This window comes from Streptomyces sp. NPDC053560 (assembly GCF_044544605.1).
Classification (GTDB): Bacteria; Actinomycetota; Actinomycetes; order Streptomycetales; family Streptomycetaceae; genus Streptomyces.
In genome coordinates this window covers 1-24,643 of record NZ_JBITXI010000002.1, presented here as the reverse complement: position 1 = coordinate 24,643, position 24,643 = coordinate 1, and the positions used below count along the sequence as shown (strand labels likewise).

Annotated in this window: 19 protein-coding genes; 8 read left to right on the top strand and 11 right to left on the bottom strand. The window is 71.8% G+C overall.

What is annotated here, in order from left to right:
• The first annotated feature begins 32 nt into the window (after nt 1–32).
• On the top strand, nt 33–443 hold the full coding sequence (locus tag ACIGQF_RS03325) for a DUF742 domain-containing protein (protein WP_361567639.1): 411 nt from the start codon (nt 33–35) through the stop codon (nt 441–443).
• A gap of 92 nt (nt 444–535) precedes the next feature.
• Here the strand turns inward: ACIGQF_RS03325 and ACIGQF_RS03320 are convergent, their stop codons facing one another.
• Together ACIGQF_RS03320 and ACIGQF_RS03315 are read right to left on the bottom strand one after the other, a co-directional pair.
• The gene (locus ACIGQF_RS03320) at nt 536–1,309 is read right to left on the bottom strand and encodes a sulfite exporter TauE/SafE family protein (RefSeq protein ID WP_399704852.1); all 774 of its coding nucleotides are present in this window, start codon (nt 1,307–1,309) and stop codon (nt 536–538) included.
• Nucleotides 1,306–2,100, bottom strand: coding sequence for a GntR family transcriptional regulator (locus ACIGQF_RS03315; RefSeq protein WP_399704850.1), 795 nt, complete (start codon nt 2,098–2,100; stop codon nt 1,306–1,308). Before ACIGQF_RS03315 ends, ACIGQF_RS03320 begins: the two co-directional genes overlap by 4 nt.
• Before the next feature lie 375 nt (nt 2,101–2,475).
• Here ACIGQF_RS03315 and ACIGQF_RS03310 point away from each other — a divergent pair, with 375 nt between their 5' ends.
• Nucleotides 2,476–3,084 carry a GTP-binding protein gene (locus tag ACIGQF_RS03310; RefSeq protein ID WP_399704847.1) on the top strand — a complete coding sequence of 203 codons (609 nt, stop codon included), beginning with the start codon at nt 2,476–2,478 and terminating at the stop codon, nt 3,082–3,084.
• Nucleotides 3,085–3,258: 174 nt separating this feature from the next.
• On the opposite strand, the gene glpK is transcribed toward ACIGQF_RS03310, so the two are convergent.
• From glpK to ACIGQF_RS03295, 3 genes are all read right to left on the bottom strand, one after another.
• Nucleotides 3,259–4,779, bottom strand: a complete 1,521-nt coding sequence (gene glpK / locus ACIGQF_RS03305) for a glycerol kinase GlpK (RefSeq protein WP_361567629.1) — start codon at nt 4,777–4,779, stop codon at nt 3,259–3,261.
• Between the two features lie 253 nt (nt 4,780–5,032).
• The gene (locus ACIGQF_RS03300; RefSeq protein WP_399704844.1) at nt 5,033–5,800 is read right to left on the bottom strand and encodes an MIP/aquaporin family protein; all 768 of its coding nucleotides are present in this window, start codon (nt 5,798–5,800) and stop codon (nt 5,033–5,035) included.
• Nucleotides 5,801–6,302: 502 nt separating this feature from the next.
• The gene (locus tag ACIGQF_RS03295; protein ID WP_399704842.1) at nt 6,303–8,420 is read right to left on the bottom strand and encodes an EAL domain-containing protein; all 2,118 of its coding nucleotides are present in this window, start codon (nt 8,418–8,420) and stop codon (nt 6,303–6,305) included.
• 195 nt (nt 8,421–8,615) lie between these two features.
• Between ACIGQF_RS03295 and ACIGQF_RS03290 the strand changes: the two genes are divergently transcribed.
• The 4 genes from ACIGQF_RS03290 to ACIGQF_RS03275 all read left to right on the top strand — a co-directional run bounded on the left by ACIGQF_RS03290 (nt 8,616) and on the right by ACIGQF_RS03275 (nt 13,099).
• Nucleotides 8,616–9,731 carry an ABC transporter ATP-binding protein gene (locus ACIGQF_RS03290; RefSeq protein WP_399704838.1) on the top strand — a complete coding sequence of 372 codons (1,116 nt, stop codon included), beginning with the start codon at nt 8,616–8,618 and terminating at the stop codon, nt 9,729–9,731.
• Between the two features lie 152 nt (nt 9,732–9,883).
• The gene (locus tag ACIGQF_RS03285; protein WP_399704836.1) at nt 9,884–11,089 is read left to right on the top strand and encodes an ABC transporter substrate-binding protein; all 1,206 of its coding nucleotides are present in this window, start codon (nt 9,884–9,886) and stop codon (nt 11,087–11,089) included.
• Nucleotides 11,090–11,282: 193 nt separating this feature from the next.
• Nucleotides 11,283–12,146, top strand: coding sequence for an ABC transporter permease (locus ACIGQF_RS03280; RefSeq protein WP_399704833.1), 864 nt, complete (start codon nt 11,283–11,285; stop codon nt 12,144–12,146).
• A 140-nt stretch (nt 12,147–12,286) separates the two neighbouring features.
• Nucleotides 12,287–13,099, top strand: a complete 813-nt coding sequence (locus tag ACIGQF_RS03275) for an ABC transporter permease (protein ID WP_399704831.1) — start codon at nt 12,287–12,289, stop codon at nt 13,097–13,099.
• Nucleotides 13,100–13,169: 70 nt separating this feature from the next.
• Here ACIGQF_RS03275 and ACIGQF_RS03270 read toward each other — a convergent pair whose 3' ends face one another.
• From ACIGQF_RS03270 to ACIGQF_RS03255, 4 genes are all read right to left on the bottom strand, one after another.
• Entirely contained in the window at nt 13,170–13,520 is a 351-nt protein-coding gene (locus ACIGQF_RS03270; RefSeq protein WP_399704828.1) for an Mpo1-like protein, read from the bottom strand.
• Nucleotides 13,521–13,552: 32 nt separating this feature from the next.
• Complete coding sequence (locus ACIGQF_RS03265) at nt 13,553–14,413, bottom strand: M15 family metallopeptidase (protein ID WP_399704825.1); 861 nt, start codon at nt 14,411–14,413, stop codon at nt 13,553–13,555.
• Between the two features lie 90 nt (nt 14,414–14,503).
• Entirely contained in the window at nt 14,504–15,553 is a 1,050-nt protein-coding gene (locus ACIGQF_RS03260) for a methyltransferase (protein WP_399704822.1), read from the bottom strand.
• Between the two features lie 37 nt (nt 15,554–15,590).
• Complete coding sequence (locus ACIGQF_RS03255; protein ID WP_399704819.1) at nt 15,591–18,101, bottom strand: glycoside hydrolase family 31 protein; 2,511 nt, start codon at nt 18,099–18,101, stop codon at nt 15,591–15,593.
• 342 nt (nt 18,102–18,443) lie between these two features.
• Between ACIGQF_RS03255 and ACIGQF_RS03250 the strand changes: the two genes are divergently transcribed.
• Nucleotides 18,444–20,453 carry an acetoacetate--CoA ligase gene (locus tag ACIGQF_RS03250; RefSeq protein WP_399704816.1) on the top strand — a complete coding sequence of 670 codons (2,010 nt, stop codon included), beginning with the start codon at nt 18,444–18,446 and terminating at the stop codon, nt 20,451–20,453.
• Nucleotides 20,454–20,631: 178 nt separating this feature from the next.
• Nucleotides 20,632–21,627, top strand: coding sequence for a hypothetical protein (locus tag ACIGQF_RS03245; RefSeq protein WP_399704813.1), 996 nt, complete (start codon nt 20,632–20,634; stop codon nt 21,625–21,627).
• Between the two features lie 97 nt (nt 21,628–21,724).
• On the opposite strand, the gene ptsP is transcribed toward ACIGQF_RS03245, so the two are convergent.
• Both ptsP and ACIGQF_RS03235 read right to left on the bottom strand, forming a co-directional pair.
• Complete coding sequence (gene ptsP, locus ACIGQF_RS03240) at nt 21,725–23,395, bottom strand: phosphoenolpyruvate--protein phosphotransferase (RefSeq protein ID WP_362219302.1); 1,671 nt, start codon at nt 23,393–23,395, stop codon at nt 21,725–21,727.
• 106 nt (nt 23,396–23,501) lie between these two features.
• Complete coding sequence (locus ACIGQF_RS03235) at nt 23,502–23,951, bottom strand: PTS glucose transporter subunit IIA (protein ID WP_361567594.1); 450 nt, start codon at nt 23,949–23,951, stop codon at nt 23,502–23,504.
• Nucleotides 23,952–24,643: the final 692 nt, after the last annotated feature.

The following is a 24,643-nucleotide window of genomic DNA, read 5'->3' as shown; positions in this document are numbered from 1 at the left end:
GACGACGGTGACCGCATGAACCGAGTGACCGCATGAACCGAGGAGAACAGGCCGGGCCCGGGGCGGGCCCGGCCCGGTGGTTCGACGACGAGGCGGGCCCGGTCGTCCGCCCGTACGCCATGACCCGCGGCCGTACCGCCAGCGGGGCCGTCGCCGGGCTCGACCTGATCGCGCAGGTGATCGCGGAGAGCCGCGCCGACGAGCCGGTCACCGACCAGTCCCTCTCGCCCGAGCACCTCGACATCGTCGACCTCACCAGGGAAGCCCCGCTCTCGGTGGCCGAACTGGCCGCCGAACTGGACCTGCCCGTCGGCGTGGTCCGGGTCCTGATCGGCGACCTGATGGAGGCCGACCTGGTACGGGTCACCCGGCCCGTGCCGCCCGCCGAACTCCCCGACGAGGGCATCCTGCGCGAGGTCATCAACGGCCTGCGTGCCCTCTGAGCGGCCCGGCCGGGCCCGGATGCCCCCGGGCCCCGGCCCGTCCGCGTACGCCCGCTCAGCCGCCGTACAGGGCCGGATACGGCGCTACCCGCTCAGCCGCCGTACAGAGCCAGATAGGGCGCCAGCGCGAACAGGGCCACCACCAGGCCGGTCTTGAGCGTGCGCGCGGGCACCGCGCGGGCGACCCGCCAGCCGATCAGCACGCCCGCCAGCTCCGGCACGCCGACGAGCGCCGCCAGCGGCCAGTCGACCGCGCCGTGCGCGACGTAGCCGAGCGTGCCCGCGGTGGCGATGACCACCGACTGGGCCTGCGCGACGGCCAGCGCGGCCAGCACCGGCATCCGGAGCGCGACCAGCAGCGGCACGGTGAGCATCGGCCCGCCCACCCCGAACACGCCGCTCGCCACCGCGACCCCGAAGCCCAGCGGCGCCGTCACCCGGGCCGAGGGGTACGCCGCCCCCGTAGGAGCGGCGCGCCGCTCGCGGTACCAGAGGAGTACGCCGACCAGCGCCACGAAGGCGCCCAGCAGCAGTCCGAAGGCCCGCCCGGAGACGAGGGTGTTGGCCAGCACGCCGAGCGGCGTCCCGAGCACCGCCGCACCCGCCAGGATCCGGGCCGTACGCCGGGTACGGGGCTCCCGCAGCTCCCCGGAGCACACGAACGCCGCGGTGCCCAGCAGGCCCGTCGCCACATGCGTGACGATGGCGGTGCCGGCGACCTGAGCGGGGGAGAGGTCCGTGAGGACGAACAGTCCGACGGTCGCGAGGACGCCGCCGGGCCCCACGGCCGTGATGCCCACCCCGGCGACCAGCCCGAAGAGGGCCAGCAGCACCAGCGTGGCAGTGTCGAGACCGGCCGCCGTCATCGCTGCTCCTCCGGAGCCGGGCCGCGGTGCAACGTGGCGTGCAGGGCCAGCCGGTCCGCCCTGATGTGCAGCGACTCGGCGTCCACGGGGCGGCCGTCCGCGAGATGCGTGAGCCGCTCGATGGCGAAGACCGCGGCGCCCGCCTCCACGCCCAGCAGCGCGGCGGTGTCCGGGTCCGCGTTGACCGCGTGCACCGAGACCTCCGCCCGGCCCAGCCGCTGCCCGGAGGTCTCCTCGATGAGCGCGAACAGGTCGCGGTGCGCCAGGTCGCAGCCGAGCAGCGGCGTCCCGATGTCGGCCGTCAGGTACGTGGTGTCCAGGGAGAGCGGCAGGCCGCCCAGCCGGCGCAGCCGTTCGATGTGCACCGCCCCTTCGCCCGGGGCGAGCCGCAGCCGCTCCGCGATGGCCGCCGGGGGAGCCGGGACCGGGCGCGCCGCCCGTACCTCGTTGGTGACCGTCCCGTGCCCGGTCAGCGTCTCCGCGAGGCCCGCCAGGCGGTCCAGCCCGTGGCCGTACTTGGGCATCACGACGGTGGTGCCCACGCCCTGCTTACGGGTGATCAGCCCTTCGTTGCGCAGCAGTCCGAGCGCTTCACGTACGGCGTTGCGCGAGGCTCCGAGGTGCGTGCCCAGCTCGCTCTCCCCGGGCAGCACCCCGCCGTCGTACGCGCCGCTGGTGATCCGGTGGCGGAGCACGTCGGCCAGCTGCCGGGCCCGCTCGGCCCGGGGCCGCGAGGACACCCACGGCCCGTCGTCCCCGCCCTGCGCACCCGGTGGTGCCGTCTCCCGCATGCCGACTCCCTTCCGTGGCGGCGCGTGGCGGCACCGTGCCGCCGCCGCGTCCTCCGGAGCCGTCGACGGTATCGCCGTGGCATTACGCCAGAGTTACGCCACCCACATTGACCTGCACAAATGCCTGACCAGCGGGTTTATTGCATGCGGGGTGGCGGTCCGCCGGGCAGGGGTTGCGGAGTGTCGCGCTCCGCACACTCAGTGATCATGAGCACATCATGCAGGGGCGGTGCCGGGCCGCAGGCTTGTCGTCGGTACAGTCGGTGCGGAACGATCCACTCCCACGCAGGAGTTGTCGTACTCCACGAGTTGTCGTCAGCCCGGTGCGCCGGCCCGTCGCTGACACGACACCACCTGAATCGGAGGAAGCGGTCAATGGTCTTCGGGCGCGCTGAGCGACGCCGCAAGCAAGCCGTCGAGCCGGTCACGCTCAAGATCCTGGTCGCGGGCGGTTTCGGCGTCGGCAAGACGACCCTGGTCGGCGCGGTGAGCGAGATCAAGCCGCTCCGCACGGAGGAGCAGCTGACCGAGGCGGGGCGGCCCGTCGACGACACCTCGGGTGTCGAGGGCAAGCACACCACCACCGTCGCCATGGACTTCGGCCGGATCACCCTCCGCGAGGACCTGGTCCTCTACCTCTTCGGCACTCCGGGCCAGGACCGCTTCTGGTTCCTGTGGGACGAGCTGGCCACCGGCGCGCTGGGCGCGGTCGTGCTCGCCGACACCCGCCGACTGGAGGACTCCTTCGCCGCGATCGACTACTTCGAGCGCCGCGGCATCCCCTTCACCGTCGCCGTCAACTGCTTCGAGGGCGCCGACCGCTACCCCGCCGAGACCGTCCGCGAAGCGCTGGACCTGGACCCGGACGTCAGCATCATGGACTGCGACGCCCGCGAGAAGGACTCGGCGCGCGACGTCCTCATCGATGTCGTCCAGCACGCCCTGCGCATGAGCGAGGAGCAGCACGCACCGGCGCTGTCCTGACCGGGGGCCGCGTGACGGGCCTTCGCCGCCCCCGAGGCGCCGCGCGGCCCGTACCCCGCCGTCCGGGATACGGGCCAGCGACCTACCCGCGGACGCCCCGCGGCAGCCCGCGGGGCGCTCCGCTCGTCCTGCCTGCCCCACTCGCCGTTCGTCCGGCCAGCTCGTCCTGCCGGCCTACTCGCCGTTCTCGTCCAGCCAGCCGAAGCTGCGCTCCACCGCCTTCCGCCACTGCGCGTACTCCCGCTCGCGGACCTCGCCCGGCATCCGCGGCGACCACTCCGCGTCCCGCTTCCAGTGCGCCCGCAGCTCGTCCAGGTCCTGCCAGACCCCGGTGGCCAGACCCGCCGCGTACGCCGCGCCCAGACAGGTCGTCTCGGCGACCACCGGCCGGATCACCGGCACGCCCAGCACATCCGCCTGATGCTGCATCAGCAGGTTGTTGGCGGTCATCCCGCCGTCCACCTTCAGCGTTGTGATCTGCACGCCGGAGTCCTGGTACATCGCGTCCACGACCTCGCGCGTCTGCCAGCTGGTCGCCTCCAGCACGGCACGCGCCAGATGCGCCTTGGTGACGTACCGGGTCAGCCCGGTGATCACACCGCGCGCGTCGGAGCGCCAGTACGGCGCGTACAGTCCGGAGAACGCCGGGACGATGTACGCGCCGCCGTTGTCGTCCACACTCGCCGCGAGCGTCTCGATCTCCTCGGCGGAGCTGATGATGCCCAGCTGGTCGCGGAACCACTGCACCAGCGCGCCGGTGATCGCGATCGAGCCCTCCAGGCAGTACACCGGGGCCTCACCGCCGAGCTGGTACCCCATCGTGGTGAGCAGCCCGCTCTTCGACGGCACGGGCCGGTTACCGGTGTTGAGCAGCAGGAACGATCCGGTGCCGTAGGTGTTCTTGGCCTCGCCGACGCCGTAGCAGGTCTGCCCGAACACCGCCGCCTGCTGATCGCCCAGCGCCGACGCCACGGGCACGCCCGCGAGCTGCCCCACGGCCGTCCCGTACACCTCCGCCGAGGACTTGATCTCCGGCAGCACCGCCTCGGGCACCCGCATCGCCGAGAGGATCGCCGGATCCCACTGGAGCGTCGAGAGGTTCATCAGCATCGTCCGGCCGGCGTTGGTCACGTCCGTGACGTGCGCCCCGCCGTCCGTACCACCGGTGAGGTTCCAGATCAGCCAGGAGTCGATGGTGCCGAACGCGATCTCCCCGGCTTCCGCACGCGCCCGCAGCCCGGGAACGTTGTCCAGCAGCCAGGCCGCCTTCGGCCCGGAGAAGTAGCTCGCCAGCGGCAGTCCCGTGGCGTCCCGGAACCTGTCCTGGCCGTCGGCCCCGCCCAGCTCGTTGCAGAGCGCCGCGGTACGGGTGTCCTGCCACACGATCGCGTTGTGCACCGGCTTGCCGGTCCGCCGGTCCCACAGGACCGTCGTCTCCCGCTGGTTGGTGATGCCCAGCGCGCTGAGCTGGTCCGCGCGCAGCCCCGCGTCGGCGAGCGCGCCCGCCACCACGGCCTGCACCTTCGACCAGATCTCGGTCGCGTCGTGCTCCACCCAGCCCGGCTTCGGGAAGATCTGCCGGTGCTCCCGCTGGTCGACGGCGACGATCGCGCCGTCCTGGTCGAAGATGATGCAACGGCTGGAGGTGGTGCCCTGGTCGATCGCGGCGACGTACTTCTGCGTGCTGTCCGTCATGGCGTCTCCTCAGTCGGATGACCGCAGTCGGCGAGCGGTACTGCCCGCAGCGCCAGGCTGCGGGCGGAACGAGGCGGTCGGTAGGGCGTGCGCGGATGCGGTCGGCGTCTGTGTGCCTGGATCCGGCGGGCGGCGGCGTGCTTACGGGGGCCGATCGGGGGCGATCGGGGGCTGGCCCCTGGTCTCCTGGGCCCCTCTGGGCCGCCGGGCCGCCGGGCCGGAGGTGCGGAGGGCCGGATGGTCGCGTTCCGGGTCAGAAAGCCGCGTTGTAGATCAGCGCGGAGAGCACCGCTCCGATCAGCGGGCCCGCGACCGGCACCCAGGCGTAACCCCAGTCGGACGTCCCCTTGTTCGGGATGGGCAGCAGCGCGTGCGCGATACGCGGACCGAGGTCACGGGCCGGGTTGATGGCGTACCCCGTCGGGCCACCGAGGGACAGACCGATGCCGACCACCAGCAGGGCGACGAGCAGTACGTTGATGCCCGAGCCGTACACCCCGCCGGCCGTGCCCGGGATCGGGCCGATGCCGATGCCCTTGTTCTCGCCGAAGAACAGGATCGGCAGCACCAGGCCGACGGTCGCGATGGTCTCGGTGACCAGGTTCGCCACGGGCTTGCGGACCTCCGGCCCGGTGGAGAAGATCCCCAGCGTCGGCTGGGCCTTGTCCGCCTGCGAGTTGGCCGCGAACTGCGCGTAGTACACGCCCCACGTGAGCGCCGCGCCGATGAGCGCCCCGATGAGCTGCGCCGCCATGTAGAGCGGCACCTTGGACCACGGGGTGCCGCCCGCGACGGCCGAACCGAGGGTGACGGCGGGGTTGAGGTGGCCGCCGGACAGCGGCGCCGCGGTGTAGGCACCGGCGAGCACGCCGAGGCCCCAGCCGAACGCGATGGCCACCCAGCCGGCCGACTTCGCCTTCGAGTAGTTCAGGGTGACGGCGGCGCAGACGCCCGCGCCGAAGAGAATCAGGATCGCGGTGCCGATGATTTCACCGACGAATATGTCCCCATTGGAATACATCTGCGGCTCCTAGGGCCCTTGCCCGGGGACGGACCCCGGTCCTCCGTGCAGGGTGCGTACCTCTCCCATGGCCCGGCCACATGAATTCCGGACGCGCCACGGTGTCCGTACGGGGCGGAGCCGACGGCCGTGATTCCCGCATGTCCCGCGCGGCCTCCGCGATGAGCGTGCCAGTGCGGCTGGACACCGGTGGGGCGCAGGACAGCGCGCGGCGACGCCACGCGGTCGGGGGAGCCTGCGTACGGCACGCCGACTGACACCGGAAGTGTTCACCGGCCGTCATGGAGCGTCAAGGACATGGACAGCAACGACCGGCGACACTCAAGGCGCACTCCGCCCCACACACCTCCCCGCCCCCGTAACTTGCAGGCCACGGGCCTGACCACCGCCCGACCGCCCGCCGACGGGGCCCCTCCCTGCCCGAACCGGTACCGGACCGCATCCGAACCGCGACCGTGGGATGGGGGTACGTGGGAGGGGAGTGGGGACAGGGGAGCGGCGCTCAGTGGGCGGGCAGCTCCTCGCGTCCGTGTTCCTCGTGGCCGTGCGGTGCTTCGGCGTATGTCGTCATGGGTGCCCGGCCGCCCGGGTTTCCGGCCGCAGGCCCGTACGTCGAACCGGCCGACGGGTGGCCCACCGCCCCGGTCTGAGCCGTGACCGTCGTTTCCGCCACCCCGATCGCTCCGGCTGTTCCGATCGTCCCGGTTGCTCCGGCCGCCCCGGTTGCTCCGGTCGCTCCGGTTGCTCCGGTCGTCCTGGTGGTTCCGGCCGACGCCGGACCCGTCGTCGAGGTGGTCGTCCCGGTCGGCCGCCCCCGGCGGACCTCCTGGTGGGCCGAACCGTGCCGGCTGAGCACCCAGCTCGCCCCCGAGAGCCCCTTGGCCGCCTTCTTCAACGGGGCCAGCGCGGCAGCGGCCTCCGCGTGCCCCGTGACCGTACCGGCCGGGCACACCACCGTGGCCAGCGACAGCGTCACCGGCCGCCCGCCCGCCGACCACGGCACGTCCAGCACCGCGGCGGCCACCGCGTCCAGCCCGTCGGGATCGGTCAGCACCAGGAAGTCGTCGCCCCCGATGTGCCCCACCCGGCAGGCCGCGTCCCCGCTCGCCGCCCGGGCCAGTGCCGCGCCCACCGACCGGATCAGTTCGTCCCCCGCCGCGAACCCGGCCCCGTCGTTGACCTGCTTGAACCCGTCCACGTCCAGCCAGCTCACGGCGACGGCCCGGCTCTGCGCGAGCCGCCGGTCCACCTCCGCATTGACCGCGTCGGAACCCGGCAGCCGCGTCAGCGGATTGAGCCGCGCCGCCTCCTCCACCCGGCTCTCCGCCAGCGCCCGCAGGATGTCCGCCAGGTGCACCACTCCGATGCACCGGCCCCGCCCGTCCACCACCGCGACGTCGTCCCCCGTACGGTCCCGGTCGCCGTCCGCGATGACGTCGAGCACCTCCCACGCCGTCGCGTCGGCGCCGACCGTACGCGGCCGGTCGCCCAGCCGCAGTGCCGGCCGGTCCGCGTACAGCGCGTGCCCGTACCGCCCGGACAGCGACAGCAGGAAGCGGTTCCGGTCCACCGCCCGTACGGGAACGCCGTCCGCGTCCACCAGCAGCACCCCGGAGACGTCCGGCAGCCCCGTGAGCCGGCTGCGCACCTCCTCGGCCGAGGCCGTCACCGGAAGCAGCGCGGCCGGCTGCACGAACTGCGCCACCGGCGGCCCGGCCGCCACCCCGCCGGCCTCCGACACTCCGCCGGTCTCGCACACTCGGTCGGCCTCCGAGACGCCGCCTGCTTCCGACGCTCCTCCGCCTGCGGGTTCCCGGCCCTCCACGGGTCCGGTCGGCATGGACGACGCGGGTGACACGGAGGGCGCGGCCGATACGGACGACGTGGCCGGCGCGGACGGTACGGGTGGTGTGAGCGGTGCGGGCGGTATCTGCGCGGGCACGAAGACCTCGGCCGCGGGCCGGCGCGCTGGTGGTGCGAACAGATGCCCCTGCCCGAGCTGCGCACCGGCCCGCCGCACCGCCGCGTAGCTCCGCTCGGTCTCCACGCCCTCCACCGCCAGCAACCCGCCCAGCTCGTCGCAGAGCTGCCGCATCATCCGTACCACCGCCGCTCGCCCCGGCCGGACGTCCAGCTCCGTGCAGAGCGAGGCGTCCAGCTTGATGATGTCCGGCGCCAGATCCCCCAGCAGGCGCAGCGGTATGTCCCCGTCGCCCACCCCGTCCGCGCAGATCCGGAAGCCGTCGGCGCGCAGCCCCGCGACCGCCTCCAGCAGCGCGCCGGCCGGTACGTGGGTGTACGGCCCGGTCAGGTCGACGGTGACTTCGCACGGCCGCCGTCCGGCTGTACTCACCGCAGTGCGGAGCGCCGTCAGTTCGGGGAACTCGGCTGCGGTGGCCGCGAAGAGATTCACCTGCAGCGGCAGCAGCGTCTCCCGATGCGCGGCGTGCCGGATCCCCAGCGCGGCCAGCTCGACGTCGAGGGCGGGGGAGCGGTGCGCCTGGGCGAGCACGTCCCCGCGCTCGGGACGGGCGAGTATCTCCAGCGCGGCGACGGAACCGGTCGTGAGGTTGACGACGGGCTGGTAGGCGAATCGGAGCTGGTCCGTCCAGGCAGGCACGCGGACAGCATGCCTCCCACCCGCCCCATACGCAGCAGGGTTCACGCGCTGTTCACGCACCCTTCCTCCGCGTAGGGAGAATGAGCCGCCCCCCTCCAGCTCCCCCTCACCCTCGCCCCGCGCCGGTGACGGGGACCCGGCCACCCCGGTACAGTCGCCCGGCGCGATCAAGCCGTCCCACTCGGGGGAGACCGCATGGCCGACGACAACGCGACGCCCGGAGCGGCGGTCCGTCTGACCGCCCTCACCAAGGACTTCGGCACCGTACGAGCCGTCGACAACGCCGAACTCGCCATTCAGCCGGGCGAGTTCTTCTCCCTCCTCGGCCCGTCCGGTTCCGGCAAATCGACCCTCCTCCGCCTCATCGCCGGCTTCGAACGCCCCAGCTCCGGGCGCGTCGAACTCGCCGGCCGCGACGTCACCGCACTGCCGCCCCACCACCGTGACGTGCACACCGTCTTCCAGGACTACGCCCTCTTCCCGCACATGACCGTCGAGCAGAACGTCGCGTACGCACTCCGCGTCGCCGGCGTACGCAAGGACGAACGCCGGGCGCGCGCCCGCGAAGCGCTCGCCACCGTACGGCTCGACGGCTTCGGCTACCGTCGCCCCGCACACCTCTCCGGCGGCCAGCGGCAACGGGTCGCCCTCGCCCGGGCCCTCGTCGACCGCCCCGGACTGCTGCTCCTCGACGAGCCGCTCGGCGCGCTCGACCTCAAGCTCCGCCAGCAGATGCAGTCCGAGCTGAAGCAGATCCAGCGCGCCACCGGCATCACGTTCCTCCTCGTCACCCACGACCAGGAGGAGGCGCTGACGATGAGCGACCGGGTCGCGGTCCTGGACGGCGGCCGCATCGAACAGGTCGGCCCGCCCTTGGAGATCTACGACCGCCCGGCCACCGCCTTCGTAGCGGGATTCGTCGGCATGACGAACCTGCTGCGCGGCGAGGCCGCACAACGAGTCACAGGCCGCCTCGGCATCTACAGCATCCGCCCCGAACGCATCCACCTCACCCCCCTGAACGACACCCATTCCCCGATACCCCCAACGCCCATAACGCCCGCAACGTCCCCGACAGCGCCGACCGCGGAGTCCGCACCGCCCACGGACCCGGCCGGGTGCACGGCCACCGGCCGGATCACCGACATCGCCCACGCCGGACCGCACACCCGCTTCAGCGTCCGGCTGGACGGGGGCGACGACCGCCTGACCGTGCTCCGCCTGAACGCGGCTCCCGCCCTGTCCGTCCGGCCCGACTCCCCGGTCCGCCTCACCTGGGCCCCCGACGACGCCTACCCCGTCCCCCACTGACCCGCCCCGGCAGTCGGCCCGAAGGGAGCGCCTTCCCCGCGGAGTTGACTCGATCGATCCCCCACGCGCTCTGGTGCAGTGAGCCCTTGATCCGCATACTGAGCGACGCTCAGCGCCTGTGTCTGACGCCGTGTGCGACGGGAGAGAACCGGATGCGCAACACGAACGTGTGGAAGGCCGCCGCCGCGGCCACGGCCCTGCTGCTGGCCGCCGGGTGCGGCTCCTCCGGCGGTGGTGACGGAGGCGACGCCCGGAGCGGCGGCTTCCATGCGCCAGACGTCCCCATGAAGAAATCGCTCGGCAAGGGCGAGGGGCAGGTCAACGTCATCGCCTGGGCGGGCTACGCCGAGGACGGATCCAACGACCCGAAGACCGACTGGGTCCACCCATTCGAGAAGCAGACCGGCTGCAAGGTCAACACCAAGATCGCGGGCACCTCCGACGAGATGGTCTCGCTGATGAAGACCGGGCAGTACGACACCGTCTCGGCCTCCGGTGACGCCACCCTGCGCCTGATCGCCTCCGGCGACGCCGCACCCGTCAACACCAAGCTCGTACCGAACTACAAGGACATCTTCGCGGGCCTGAAGAAGCAGCCGTTCAACTCCGTCGACGGACAGATGTACGGCATCCCGCACGGCCGTGGCGCCAACCTCCTCATGTACCGCACCGACAAGGTCAAGCCCGCCCCCGACTCCTGGCGGGCCGTCTTCGAGGACGCCACCGACCACGCCGGCAAGGTGACCGCCTACGACTCGCCCATCTACATCGCCGACGCCGCGCTGTATCTGATGAAGACCGAGCCCCAGCTGGGCATCAAGAATCCGTACGCGCTGGACCAGCGGCAACTGGACGCAGCGGTCGCGCTCCTGAAGAAGCAGCACGCCAACATCGGCGAGTACTGGAGCGACTACCAGAAGGAAGTCACCGCCTTCAAGGGTGGCGACAGCGTCGTCGGCACCACCTGGCAGGTCATCGCCAACCTCACCGAGGCCGAGAAGGCCCCGGTCAAGGCCGTCCTGCCCAAGGAAGGCGCCACCGGCTGGTCGGACACCTGGATGGTGTCCGCCAAGGCCCAGCACCCCAATTGCGCGTACAAGTGGCTCGACTGGATCGTCTCGCCCAAGGTGAACGCCCAGGTCGCCGAGTACTTCGGCGAGGCACCCGCCAACGCGAAGGCGTGCGACGAGACGTCCGACCCCAAGCACTGCGTCACGTACCACGCCGACGACGAGAGCTACTACAAGCGCGTCCACTTCTGGACCACGCCCGTCAAGCAGTGCCTGGACGGACGGACGACCGTGAAGTGCACCGATTACGCGCAATGGACCCGCGCCTGGACGGAGATCAAGGGCTGAGAGGACCAGTCCGGTGAACTCGCCGACGGGCCCCCAGTCGTCAAACCCCCAGTCGTCAGGCCCCTCGCCGACACACCCCTCGCCGACAGGCGCCGCGGCGACAGAGACATCGGCGACCGACCCGTACGCGACCGATGCCTCAGCGACAGGACCTCCCGCGAAGACGGGCTACCGGACGGGAGCTGACTCCCGGGTGGCGCCTGACTCCGGGGTGGGAGCGGACTCCCGGGCGGGAGCGCGGCTGAGGCTGGCGGCGCTGCTCGCGCCACCCCTGCTGTGGCTCGGCCTCGCCTACCTCGGCTCGCTCGCCGTCCTCCTGCTCTCCGCTTTCTGGACCACCGACAGCTTCACCTCCGATGTCGTTCACGTCTGGAACACCGACAACTTCCGCACGATCCTGACCGACTCGGTCTACCGCACGATCACCCTGCGCACCCTCGGCGTGGCCGTCGCCGTCACCTTCATCGACGCCCTCCTCGCCCTGCCCATGGCCTTCTTCATGGCCCGAGTGGCGTCCGGGCGGTGGCGGCGCGCCCTGCTCGTGGCCGTGCTGACGCCCCTGTGGGCCGGCTACCTCGTCAAGGCGTACGCCTGGCGCGTCATGCTCGGCGAACACGGCCTGGTCAATGCGGTACTCGCCCCGCTCGGCCTGACCGGCCCGGGCTACGGCCTGCCCGCCGTCGTCCTCGTCCTCGCCTATCTCTGGCTTCCGTACATGATCCTCCCCGTTTTCGCGGCCCTGGAGCGGCTGCCCACCCACCACCTGGAGGCCTCTGCCGACCTGGGTGCCGGCGCCTGGCGCACCCTGCGCCTCATCGTCCTGCCCGCCGTACGCCCCGCCCTGTTCGCCGGCTCCGTCTTCACCTTCTCCCTCAGCCTCGGCGACTACCTCACCGTTCAGATCGTCGGCGGCCGCACCCAACTGCTGGGCAACGTCATCGCCTCACAGGTCACCCTCGACCTGCCGCTGGCAGCCGCGCTCTCTGCCGTACCGGTCGTGCTGATCGTCTGTTACCTGGCGGCCGTGCGGCGCGCCGGAGCACTGGACTCACTGTGACCCCCCCCGTATCTCACATCGCCCTCTGCCTCTGCTCTCCGCCCCAATTCCCTTACTCACAGTGACAACGGGTCGCCGAACGCCCCGGTTCCCGTATCCGAAAACTCATCCCGCCCCGGATTCCGCGAGGAGGACGTGAGGTGCATCTGACCCGCACCGCCCGGCTCGTGCTCGGCGTGCTCATGGCCGCGGGGCTGGCGATCGTCCACGTGCCGCTGCTTCTGGTCGTCCTCAATTCCTTCAACGCCGACCGCTCCTTCGCCTGGCCGCCCAGCGGGCTGACCGGCGAGTGGTGGGTACGTGCCGTACACAGTCAGGGTGTGCGGGACGCCTTGTGGACGTCGCTTCGGGCCGGCCTCGCCGCCACCGCCATCGCCCTGGTCCTCGGCGTACTCGCCGCCTTCGCCGTGCACCGGCACCGCTTCTTCGGCCGGCAGACGGTCTCGTTCCTGGTCGTGCTCCCCATCGCGCTGCCCGGCATCGTCACCGGCATCGCGCTCAACGCTGCGTTCCGTACCGTTCTGGACCCGCTCGGCATCGGATTCGGCCTGTTCACCGTGATCGTCGGCCATACGACCTTCTGCGTCGTCATCGTCTTCAACAACGTCGCCGCCCGGCTGCGCCGCATCGCGCCCTCGCTCGCCGAGGCCTCCGCCGACCTGGGCGCCCGCCCCGCCCAGACCTTCCGCCACGTCACGCTGCCCGCGCTGCGGTCGGCCCTCTTCGCGGGCGCCCTGCTCGCCTTCGCCCTGTCCTTCGACGAGATCGTGGTCACCACGTTCACCGCCGGGCCGGGGACGAAGACACTGCCCATCTGGATCTACGAGAACCTGGCCCGCCCAAATCAGGCTCCGGTCATCAATGTCGTCGCCGCCCTGCTCATCGCCCTGTCGGTAATCCCGGTGTACGTGGCCCAGCGGCTCTCGTCGGACTCGGCCGGCGGCCGGCTGTGAGCGCCCCGGCGGACCGACGAGCGGACGGTGAAATGGGCGGGGGAGCGGCCTCCTTGCGGTCTACTCCGCTCTACTCCGCGTTCTCCGCGAGCCACTTGCGAGCGGTCTCGTCCAGCTCGGCGTCCCGCCCCGCCAGCATCATGCGGATCATCTGCGCGTCACCACGCAGCGACCACGCCGGGTGCCCGAAGGTGGCCGGGTTGTTGCCCTCGATGAGGAAGTGCGCGGGCCAGGCCGTTCCGTATCCGATCAGCGGCAGCCCGAGCAGCAGCTTCCGGCGCCGCCGTATCAGCCCGTACGCCGAGACCGCGAGCCCGGTGAGCGTGCCCGTCAGGTGCACCCACCGGGTCGCGGCCTTCGAGTGCATCGCGACGTAGTACGGCCAGAACTCCTCGTAGCTGCTGAACTCCCGTGTCGTCATGCGCGCACGGTAGCGCCGGTCCGCACCGGCTGTCAGTGACGTCCGGCGAGCGACTTCCGGGTGATGGGGAAGTCGAAGTACGTGTCGGGGAACGTCTCCGGCTGGAAGGTGTAGTGCCACCACTCGTTCTCGTAGTTCACGAAGCCGGCCTTCTCCAGCCCCGTTTTGAGCAGCAGGCGGTTCTTCCGCTGCTCACCCTTGATGCGCGGATCGAGGGTGTGCGCCAGGGGGTCGAAGCAGTCGAACCCCGTTCCCATGTCGAGCGAGTTGTCGGGGAACCGCTCGTCCTGCGGGCCGTAGCACGGGTGCAGCGGCTCACCGGGCACGTACGGGCGGGTGGGTAGCGCGGGCAGCTTCGCCAGCGTCAGGTCGACCGTGCTGCCGCGGCTGTGCCCGGACTTCTCGGCGATGTACCCGTCCTCGAAGAGCGTCGACTTGTCGACCTGGGGATAGAACTCACCCTTCATACGCTGGTCGTCCAGGTCCTTTGCCCACTCCACGAAGTGGTTCACCGCTCGCTGCGGCCGGTAGCAGTCGTACACCTTCAGGGTGTAGCCCTTCTTGAGGAACGACACCTGCGCCCGGTGCAGCGCCTTCGCCGCGTCCCGGGTGAGGAGACACATCGGCTTCTTGTAGCCGGTGACGGGCACGCCCATGAAGTTGTGCGGTGTGAAGTACCGGATCTCCTGCCGGATCGTCGGGTCCACGTCGCGCAGCGCCACGAACTCCTTCGGGGCCTTCGGATCCCTGGCCCTCTCGGCCGCTGCGGCCGAGCCGGAGGACGGCGTTCCCTGCGGCTGCTGGGCCTGCGCCTCCGAGGGCAGCGCGGCGACGGAGACCAGGGTGGCGGCGGAGACGGCGAGGCCGCGCAGCGCGGCAGCAAGTCTTGGCATGCCCCTCGTCTACCAGGCCCGCCCCGGCCGACGGAAGACCACCACGCGGGCCCGAGCGCCGCCGCCGGACCGCCTCCGGACCGGTGCCGGTCAGGCCACCGTCAGCTCCACGACCGCCAGCCGCCCCGCCGGACGGACGCCACTCACCTCCAGCCCGGCCCGCGCCGCCAGCGCCGTCAGGTCCGTGACACCGCGCTCGCGGCCACCGAAGTACACCAGCATCCGCAGGTCCATCGCCGTGCTGACCGCTTCCCCGCCCGTGCCGAACTTCTCCACCACCAGGACCTTGCCCGTACGGCCGGCCGCCCGCGCACAGCTCCTCAGGATCGCCACCGCCGACTCGTCGTCCCAGTCGTGCAGCACCGCACACAGCAGATAGCCGCCCGCACGGGACGGCAGTTCCCCGAAGAAGTCGCCGCTCACCGTGTCCCCACGGTCCGCGACACCGGCCGCCGCGAGGGTGGCCCGTGCTGCTCGCACCGTCTCCGGCTGGTCGAACACCGTGCCCCGCAACCCGGGATGAGCCCTCAGCAGCGCGGCAAGCATCGTGCCGTTGCCGCCGCCGACGTCCACCAGCCGGCCGAGCGCTGCCCAGTCGTACACCGGTAGGACGGCCTCGGCCCACGCGGTCACGTCCACCGCCATCTGCGCGTCGTAGTCCGCCGTCCGCGCCGGATCCGCCCGCAGGTCGGCCCAGAAGCCCTGCCCGTACCGCACCGGGAACGCCGCAGCACCGGTCCGCACCGAGTGCGCCAGCTCGACGAACGCGAGGTCCGCCCGCCCGATCGCCGTACCGGTGTCCAGCCTCCGCCGCAGCCCGCCCGGGTGGCCGTCCCGCAACTCCTCGCCCGCGACGGTGAGCTCGTACCCGGACGCGGCGTCACCGGCCTGCCGGAACAGCCCGACGGAGACCAAGTGGCGCAGAAGCTGCTCCAGCGCGCCCGGATCGCTGCCCGTGGCATCGGCGAGCGCGGCCGTCGTCCGTATGCCGTCGGCGACGCGGTCCGCGAGCCGCATCGTCGCCGCGGTCCGTACGGCCATCGGCGTCACCAGGTCCGCCAGCTCCCCGGCGCTACCGGACGCGTCCGCGACCGGCATGCCGGAGGCGTCCCCGAGATGCTCCGAAACCGCTTCCCCCATCATCGTCTCCGTTCGTCCGTCACTGCCGCGCCCCACGTCATGCCTTGTCCCGTCCCCCCTGTGCCTCGGGTCCGGCTTCACCCGACTCCGCCTCGGAGCCGCCTCCGCGCACCCGTACCCGGTAGCCCAACGGCTCGCCGTCCGGCCGGCTCACCACCACGCGCCCCGACTCCCACTGCGATTCCACCCGTTCAACGTCCGGACGCTCCCAGCCGTCCCCGGAATCCGGCACGACCAGCCCGCCGCCCTTGCGCCCCGGAGCCGGCGCCCAGACCTCCAGCTCCACGTCGCCGTCCGCGCCTGCCACCGGCAGTACAGCGCCTGCCCGGGCCAGCACCGGAATCCGCGACAGCGGCGCATCGACCACCACCCGCCCGGGCCCTTCGTACGCACGCCCCGTCGCCGTGTCGTACCACCGCCCCCGCGGCAGGCGTACGGACCGCCGTCGCGCGCCCTCCTCCAGCACCGGTGCCACCAGCAGCGCGTCCCCGAGCAGGAACGCGTCCTCGCAGTCACGCAGCGCCCGGTCGCGCGGCGAGTTCCACCACAGCGGACGCACGTAGGGCGCACCGGCCAGCCGTGCCAACTGACCCAGCGTGTGCACATACGGAAGCAGCCGTTCGCGCTCAAGGGCCGCCGCACGGGCGTGCGCCAGCACCTCGTCCCCGAACTCCCACGGTTCCCGGCGCCCCGCATCGTGCGCGCAGTGCGTACGGAACAGCGGCAGATACGCCCCCAGCTGGAACCACCGCACATACAGCTCGGCCGACGGCACCTCCGAATAGCCCCCGATGTCCGGACCGCTGTACGGGACGCCGCACAGCCCCAGGCCCAGCACCAGCGACAGGGAAGCCCGCAACCCAGGCCACCCGGTCGCCACATCCCCCGACCACGTACCCCCGTAGCGCTGCATCCCCGCCCACCCGGAGCGCGAGAACAGGAACGGGCGCTCCTCGGGGCGCAGCTCGCACAGCCCCTCATAACCCGCGCGCGCCATCGCCAGGCCGTAGACGTTGTGCGCCTCCCGGTGGTCCCCACCCCGGCCCTCCATGGCGTGCCGCGCCGACCGGGGCAGCGTCGGCTCCCCGAACGCGACGAACGACGACGGCTCGTTCATGTCGTGCCACACGCCCGCGAACCCCTGGGCCAGCCGCTCCGCATACAGCCCGCCCCACCACTTGCGCACCCGGGCGTCCGTGAAGTCGGGAAAGACCGCCTCACCCGGCCACACCACGCCCCGCACCTCGCGCCCACGCGCCTCCCGCACGAACGCGTCGGCGGCCGCCCCGCTCTCGTACACCGCGTTCCCCGGTTCCGCCTTCACCCCGGGGCCCACGATCGACACCAGCCGCACGCCCTCCTGACGCAGCTCGGAGGCGAGTCCCGGCAGATCGGGGAAGCGGTGACGGTCCACCGTGAACACCCGATGGCCGTCGAGATGATCGATGTCCAGATGGAGAGCCGACAGCGGCACGTCGTGCGTCCGGTAACCGGCAGCCACCCGCCGCACCTCCGCCGCATCACCGAAACCGAAGCGGGCGTGCTGATGTCCGAGGGCCCAGCGGGGCGGCAACGCCGGCGCCCCCGTAAGAGACGCCCAGCCGTGCAGCACACGGGCAGGCGTACCCGTCAGCACCCAGTAGCGCAGCGGACCGCCGTCCATCCGGATCTCGCACGAGCCGGCCCGGTCGTGCCCGGAGCCCCTGCCCTCCTCACCCTCCTGCAGCGAGACCCGTCCGTCCCACGAGTTGTCATGGAACACCAGGTGCGTACCGGCATCCGCGACGACCAGCTGCACCGGCATCGTCAGCGACAGCGGATCATCACCGGGCCCGAACGCGCCCCCGGGGTCGGTGTTCCACAGCCGGTACGTGCCGTCCCGCAGCCGCGGCCCGCTCGCCCGGCCGCCCAGCCCGAAGAACCGCGCGTCCGCCGCCACCTCGGAGCGCTGCATCCACCGCGACTCACCACCGCACGACCCGGCCCGCACAGCCTCCGAGGCGGCGTCGCCCCCGGACAGCGCCTCCTGCCCCGAGAGGCTCTCCTGCGCCGTACCGTCCTTGTGGCCCGCCTCCGGCACCACGTCCCACCACCGGGGCGGCGACTCCCGTCGCAGCACCACACCACCCGGCGTACGGATCTCCACCGCGCCGAACCGCGACACCGCGACCGTCACCCGCTCCGACACCACACGCCAGCCGCCCTCGGTGTCGGGCTCCAGCTCCGCCCGGCCGTCCGCCTCCGGGCCGGCCCCCATCAGCGCGTACGAAGGCTCCGGCGCCGCACCGTCCCAGCCGCAGAACACCGCGCCGCCCGCCGTCACCCTGATCCGCAGCGAGGACCGCGCGAACCGCACCACCCCGCCGCCCGGCTGCGGCTCCGCCCCCACCGCCGTACCCGGAACCCGCGCCCGCTCTCTGCCCCGTCGCGGCAGCCCCGCCGCATCGGCCCGCCTCCGCCGCAACGCCGACCGCACCGACAACCACCCCTGTGAGGTGCCCACTGCCCTGACCGTCCGTGCCGACCGCACCAGATCCCGCCCGTCCATATCGCTCAGCCTGCCATCAGCGCACCATGGTGAAAGCATCGTTCAGCTTCCGTTCACCTGCGTTGACCTGCTGTGTCCGCAAAAGAGACACCACACTCCGGACCCTGGGGGCCACCGCGGGACGCGCCGCTCACCTTGTGTCCGCGCCACACACACCATTCCCCCCGAATGTGGGGCGTCCACCCTGGTGCCGAAGACGATCACATGGCATCGTCCTGAGCAGTCGTGTCCTGCGCACCCCTACGGACGCGTCGGGCGCCACCGGACGAGGACGACCGGCGGCACCGCCCACCGCGGCGCACGGACCGGCACACCAGCCGTGTACAGCCCGGGAGCCGCATGATGACCACCGCACCGCAGCCCGCAACCCACCCGGAGCCCCTGTGGCAGCCCGGCGCGGACCGTATCGCCGGAGCACAGGTCACCCGCTTCCAGGAATGGGCCGCTACTCATTACGGCGCGCCCGCAGCAACACAGGGCGACCCCGTCGCGAGCTACGCCGCCCTGCACCGCTGGTCCGTCGACGAGCTGAGCACCTTCTGGCGCGCCACCGCCGAATGGTTCGACGTCCGCTTCAGCACCCCCTACGACACCGTGCTGGCCGACGCCACCATGCCCGGCGCCCGCTGGTTCCCCGGCTCCACCCTCAACTACGCCGAGCACGCCCTGCGCGCCGGCGAGGACCCCGCCAGGGCCGCCGAACCCGCCCTCCTGCACGTCGACGAGAGCCACGAACCCACCCCCGTCACCTGGGCCGAGCTGCGCGCCCAGGTCGGCTCGCTCGCCGCCGAACTCCGCCACCTCGGCGTCCGCCCCGGCGACCGCGTCAGCGGCTACGTCCCCAACGTCCCGCAGGCCGTCGTCGCCCTCCTGGCCTCCGCCGCCGTCGGCGCCGTCTGGACCTCCTGCGCCCCCGACTTCGGCGCCCGCAGCGTCCTGGACCGCTTCCAGCAGGTCGAACCGGTCGTCCTGTTCACCGTCGACGGCTACCGCTACGGCGGCAAGGAACACGACCGCCGCGCCACCGTCTCCGAACTGCGCGCCGAACTGCCCAGCCTCACCGCCGTCGTGCACATCCCCCTGCTCGGCACCGAGGCCCCCGAGGGCGCGCTGCACTGGGACGACGTCGTCTCCCGTGACGAAGAGCCGGTCTTCGAACAGGTGCCGTTCGACCACCCCCTGTGGGTGCTGTACTCCTCCGGCACCACCGGCCTCCCCAAGGCCATCGTCCAGTCTCAGGGCGGCATCCTCCTCGAACACCTCAAGCAGGCCGGACTCCACTGCGACCTCGGCCCCGGCGACCGCTTCTTCTGGTACACATCCACCGGCTGGATGATGTGGAACTTCCTCGCCGCCGGCCTCCTCGTGGGCTCCACGATCGTCCTCTACGACGGCAGCCCCGGCTTCCCCGACACCGGCGCACAGTGGCGGATCGCCGAACGCACCGGCGCCACCCTCTTCGGCACCTCCGCCGCCTACGTCATGGCCTGCGCCAAGGCCGGCGTCCACCCCGGACGCGACTACGACCTCTCCCGCGTCAAATGCGTCGCCACCACCGGCTCCCCGCTGCCCCCGGACGGCTTCCGCTGGCTCCACGACGAAGTCGCCGAAGACCTCTGGATCGCCTCCGTCAGTGGCGGCACCGACGTCTGCAGCTGCTTCGCCGGCGCCGTGCCCACCCTCCCGGTCCACATCGGTGAACTCCAGGCACCTTGCCTCGGCACCGACCTCCAGGCCTGGGACCCGCAGGGCAAGCCGCTCACCGACGAGGTCGGCGAACTCGTCGTCACCAACCCGCTGCCCTCCATGCCGCTCCGCTTCTGGAACGACCCCGACGGCAGCCGCTACCGGGACAGCTACTTCGAGATGTACCCCGGCACCTGGCGGCACGGCGACTGGATCACCCTCACCGCACGCGGCACCGTCGTCATCCACGGCCGCTCCGACTCCACCCTGAACCGCCAGGGCGTCCGCATGGGCTCCGCCGACATCTACGAGGCCGTCGAACGCCTCCCCGAAATCCGCGAATCCCTCGTCATCGGCCTCGAACTCCCCGACGGCGGCTACTGGATGCCCCTCTTCGTGCACCTCGTCGAGGGCGCCACCCTCGACGACGACCTGCGGGGCCGCATCAAGCAGACCATCCGCACCCAGCTCTCGCCACGCCACGTCCCCGACGACATCATCGAAGCCCCCGGAGTGCCGCACACGCTCACCGGCAAGCGAATCGAAGTACCCGTCAAGCGCCTCCTCCAGGGCACCCCGCTCGAAAAGGCGGTCAACCCCGGCTCGGTCGACAACCTCGAACTCCTCCGGTTCTACGAGCGGATCGCCGCCGACCGCGCACAGTGATCACCCGAGCCGCCGGAAAGTCCTGCTCACAGCCGATTCCGGCGGCTCGCAACGGCCATTGTCAGACCCCTCACTTACGCTCAGTGAGCAATGAGTCATCGGCGACGACGACTCCTGAGCGCGGACCGGCCCGCCGGCCGGCCCGCGCTCGCTCACCAGCGACATCAAGGGGGAAACCATGGCCAGGACCGCACGCCGTATCCAGACCACCGACCGCCACGGCGGCAAACGACGTCACACCCGTCGCGCCCGCGGCCCCGCGACCCGCGCCCGCCGCAGGACCGCCGCGGCTCCACGACGACTGGCCCGCGAAATCCCCGGCATCCTCGCCGTCCTGCCGACGCCCGAGGACCTCGCGGCCATGAGCCGCTACCGCACCTTCCCCTTCACCGGCCAGGACCACACCGGCTACCTCCGCCGACTCGACGGCCTCCTCCGCACCCGCAACGCCCAGGGCCGGCACACGACCCTCACCCTCTTCGACCCCGGCGAATACGCCACCTACTGCAGCGACACCGGACTCGACCCCGACCGGCCGGAGAGCCGCGCCCGCTACACCACCGAGGTCGCGGCCGCCGGCGCCACCGTCCCGTACAGCGGCCGACCGCTCACCGACACCCTGCCCGCCCTCCTCGACGAAGCCGCCCGCCAGGACACCTGGGACCGGGCCGGCGCCCTCCTCTCGACCGCCGGGCGCTGCCCCACCTGCGACGGCGACACCGCACACGACGCCTTCGAACACGCCTCTCAGGCCATGCTCCGACTCCTCGACGCCCTCGGACCCGGCAGACACCACCTCGTCTGCAGCGTCACCGCGAACGACAGCGGCCCGCTCCTCGCGGCCGTACACGCCACGGCGCTCCCCGACGGCCGCCTGCACCTCGCCGAAGCGGAAGCCCTGATCTTCTGCACCGTCCTCGCCGCCGGCATCACCCTCCGCGGCCCCGGCGGCGTCATCTCCCGCACCCTCGACGACCAGCACGGCGACGAGGTCCGCGGCTGGTCCCTCCGCGGCAACTGGCTCACCGCCCTCACCGCGGCCGAGGTCTTCTCCGCGTACTGCACGGATGCCAGGACAGGCGACCCCCTCTCACCCGAACCAGGCGTCGACTACCTCTCCGGCATCGCCCTGCCCGCACCCGCCTACGCCCACGAGCACTGCGGGAACACGTAGGGGAGGGGCAAACACGACCTAAAAGCAGATGGCCGCCCCGCCACCAGGGCGGGACGGCCATCAAGACCACGGCACTAGGCCGCTGAAGACACTGCGGTCACTCGCCGGAGAGCACCGCCTGCGCCGCCAGACGCGCCTCCTCGGCAGTGTCCGCCGCACGCGCCGCCGACGCGGCACGCTCGCACTGCGCCAGCGTGTGCTTCGCCAGCGTCGCGCGCACGTAAGGAAGCGACGCCGCACCCATGGAAAGGCTGGTGACGCCGAGCCCCGTCAGCACACACGCGAGCAGCGGGTCGGAAGCCGCCTCGCCGCACACACCACAGCTCTTCCCCTCGGCCTTGGCGGCCTCGGCCGACGTCGCCACCAGGTCGAGCAGCGCGGGCTGCCACGGGTCCTGCAGACGTGACACCGCACCGACCTGACGGTCGGCCGCGAAGGTGTACTGCGCCAGGTCGTTCGTGCCCAGCGACAGGAACTCCACCTCCTGCAGGATCGAACGCGCCCGGAGCGCGGCGGACGGAATCTCCACCATCGCACCGAACTTCGCCTGCAGCCCCGCCTCTCGGCACGCGTCGGCGAACGCCTTGGCGTCCGTACGGTCCGCCACCATCGGCGCCATGACCTCGAGGTAGACCGGCAGCCCCTCCGCCGCCTTCGCCAGCGCGGTGAGCTGGGTCCGCAGCACATCGGGGTGGTCGAGCAGGGTACGCAGACCCCGCACGCCCAGCGCAGGGTTCGGCTCGTCCGCCGGCGTCAGGAAGTCCAGCGGCTTGTCCGCGCCCGCGTCCAGCACGCGCACGACCACCCGGCCCTCGGGGAAGGCCTCCAGCACCTGGCGGTACGCCTCGACCTGCTTCTCCTCCGACGGCGCGTTCTTGCTGTCGTCGAGGAACAGGAACTCGGTACGGAACAGCCCGACGCCCTCGGCCCCGGCCTCCACCGCCGCCGGCACGTCCGCCGGACCGCCGACGTTCGCCAGCAGTGGCACCTTGTGCCCGTCCGACGTCGCCCCCGGACCCGTGGCGGCGGCCAGCGCGGCCTTCCGCTCCTCGGCCGCCCGCTCCATCTCCGCGCGCTTCTCGTCGCTCGGGTTGACGAAAATCTCCCCGGTGGAGCCGTCCACCGCGACGACCGTGCCCTCGACCAACTCGTGCGCGCCCGGCAGCGCGACGACGGCCGGCACGCCCAGCGCCCGCGCGAGGATCGCGCTGTGGCTGGTCGGCCCGCCCTCCTCGGTGACAAAGCCGAGCACCAGCGACGGGTCCAGCAGCGCGGTGTCGGCCGGCGCCAGGTCCCGCGCGATCAGCACGTACGGCTCGTCGCTGTCCGGCACACCCGGCATGGGCACGCCCAGCAGCCGCGCGACGATCCGGTTCCGTACGTCGTCCAGGTCCGCGACCCGGCCCGCCAGGTACTCCCCGGCACCGGCGAGCAGCGCCCGGTACGCGGCGAAGGCGTCGTACACGCCGCGCTCGGCCGTGCTGCCCACGGCGATCCGGCGGTCGACGTCGGCCATCAGCTCGGGGTCCTGGGCCATCATGGCCTGGGCCTCCAGCACCGCCTGCGCCTCGCCGCCCGCGAGGTTGCCGCGGGCGATCAGGTCGGCGGCCACGGCTTCCACGGCCTGGCGGGCGCGCCCCTGCTCGCGCTCCGCTTCCTCGGCGGGGATCTGCTTGGCCGGCGGCTCCAGCACCGCCGTCCCCATGTGCCGCACCTCGCCTATGGCGACACCGTGGCTCACGCCGACGCCTCGCAGCGTTGTCTCCATTGCACCCGTCTCCGTGTGATGCGACGGCCGGTGCCGCCGCGTTGAATGTCGTACGTGCCGTTCCTGCGTACCGCGTTCCGGTACCGGTGTAGGAACGGCGTCGGCGTCACTGCCAGCTGAAGAGCTGGTCCCCGGCCTTCACGTCGCCGTCCTCGCGCACGTCACCGAGCGCGTCGGCGGTGGCCTCAAGAGCGACGACGGGGCAGACCGGCGACTTGCCGGCCTCCTCGACGGCGGCCGGGTCCCAGCGGACGACGCCTTGGCCGCGCGTCACGTTGTCCCCCTTGTTGACGAGCAGCTCGAAGCCCTCGCCATTGAGCTGAACGGTGTCGATGCCCAGGTGCGTCAGCACGCCGTGCCCTTCGCCGTCGACGACGACGAACGCGTGCGGGTGCAGAGAAACAACGACGCCGTCCACGGGCGCGAGCGCCACGGAAGGCTCGCGGGCCGGGTCGATCGCGGTACCGGGACCCACCATCGCGCCGGAGAAGACGGGGTCAGGAACTGCGCTGAGCCCGATGGCGCGTCCGGCGAGCGGGGACGTCACGGTGGTCATGGGAAGCCTCCCAGGGGTGGAGATCTATCAGGTCGCCGTCACTACCTGTCCCGGACGGCGCACCGGTCAGAGCGTAAGTCATAAGAAGTGGACGCTCCGCACGACAGACGGGAGGCGCGATCATGCGTGTGAAGGGGTGCGGCTGGACGGCGACCTTCCCCCGATTTGCCTCGCCCCAACCCCACCTGTACTGTCTTACTCCTGCCCCGGAACGAGGACGCAATCACTGCGGCCCGCGAAGGGAGCAGCACCCCATCAGTCTTGATCCGAGAATCTCGATCATTTCTGCATGCCTGCATCGCTTCTTGTGATGTGCGCATTGAATGCGGAAAGGGACGCGGTTCGGAAGACGGAAAAGACCTGATAGAGTGTGAAACACCGAAGGGAAGCGCCCGGAGGGCCCGGTGAAACGGGACCAAAGGAAGCGTCCGTTCCTTGAGAACTCAACAGCGTGCCAAAAGTCAACGCCAGATATGTTGATACCCCGTCTCCAGCATTCGCTGGGACGAGGTTCCTTTGAAAGTCCTGCCCGGCATGGTCCGGCGCAGGCACACACAGCGAGGACGCTGTGAACGGGTTGGACTATTCCTCCGACCTGTTCCGCTCTCGTGTGTGTTTCACCGGATTACCGGTAAACATTCACGGAGAGTTTGATCCTGGCTCAGGACGAACGCTGGCGGCGTGCTTAACAC

Coding starts and splice junctions, on each gene's coding strand:
- ACIGQF_RS03325 (WP_361567639.1), top strand. CDS start 33: ATGAACCGAGGAGAACAGGCCGGGCCCGGGGCGGGCCCGGCCCGGTGG.
- ACIGQF_RS03320 (WP_399704852.1), bottom strand. CDS start 1,309: ATGACGGCGGCCGGTCTCGACACTGCCACGCTGGTGCTGCTGGCCCTC.
- ACIGQF_RS03315 (WP_399704850.1), bottom strand. CDS start 2,100: ATGCGGGAGACGGCACCACCGGGTGCGCAGGGCGGGGACGACGGGCCG.
- ACIGQF_RS03310 (WP_399704847.1), top strand. CDS start 2,476: ATGGTCTTCGGGCGCGCTGAGCGACGCCGCAAGCAAGCCGTCGAGCCG.
- glpK (WP_361567629.1), bottom strand. CDS start 4,779: ATGACGGACAGCACGCAGAAGTACGTCGCCGCGATCGACCAGGGCACC.
- ACIGQF_RS03300 (WP_399704844.1), bottom strand. CDS start 5,800: ATGTATTCCAATGGGGACATATTCGTCGGTGAAATCATCGGCACCGCG.
- ACIGQF_RS03290 (WP_399704838.1), top strand. CDS start 8,616: ATGGCCGACGACAACGCGACGCCCGGAGCGGCGGTCCGTCTGACCGCC.
- ACIGQF_RS03285 (WP_399704836.1), top strand. CDS start 9,884: ATGCGCAACACGAACGTGTGGAAGGCCGCCGCCGCGGCCACGGCCCTG.
- ACIGQF_RS03270 (WP_399704828.1), bottom strand. CDS start 13,520: ATGACGACACGGGAGTTCAGCAGCTACGAGGAGTTCTGGCCGTACTAC.
- ACIGQF_RS03265 (WP_399704825.1), bottom strand. CDS start 14,413: ATGCCAAGACTTGCTGCCGCGCTGCGCGGCCTCGCCGTCTCCGCCGCC.
- ACIGQF_RS03260 (WP_399704822.1), bottom strand. CDS start 15,553: ATGGGGGAAGCGGTTTCGGAGCATCTCGGGGACGCCTCCGGCATGCCG.
- ACIGQF_RS03255 (WP_399704819.1), bottom strand. CDS start 18,101: ATGGACGGGCGGGATCTGGTGCGGTCGGCACGGACGGTCAGGGCAGTG.
- ACIGQF_RS03250 (WP_399704816.1), top strand. CDS start 18,444: ATGACCACCGCACCGCAGCCCGCAACCCACCCGGAGCCCCTGTGGCAG.
- ACIGQF_RS03245 (WP_399704813.1), top strand. CDS start 20,632: ATGGCCAGGACCGCACGCCGTATCCAGACCACCGACCGCCACGGCGGC.
- ptsP (WP_362219302.1), bottom strand. CDS start 23,395: ATGGAGACAACGCTGCGAGGCGTCGGCGTGAGCCACGGTGTCGCCATA.
- ACIGQF_RS03235 (WP_361567594.1), bottom strand. CDS start 23,951: ATGACCACCGTGACGTCCCCGCTCGCCGGACGCGCCATCGGGCTCAGC.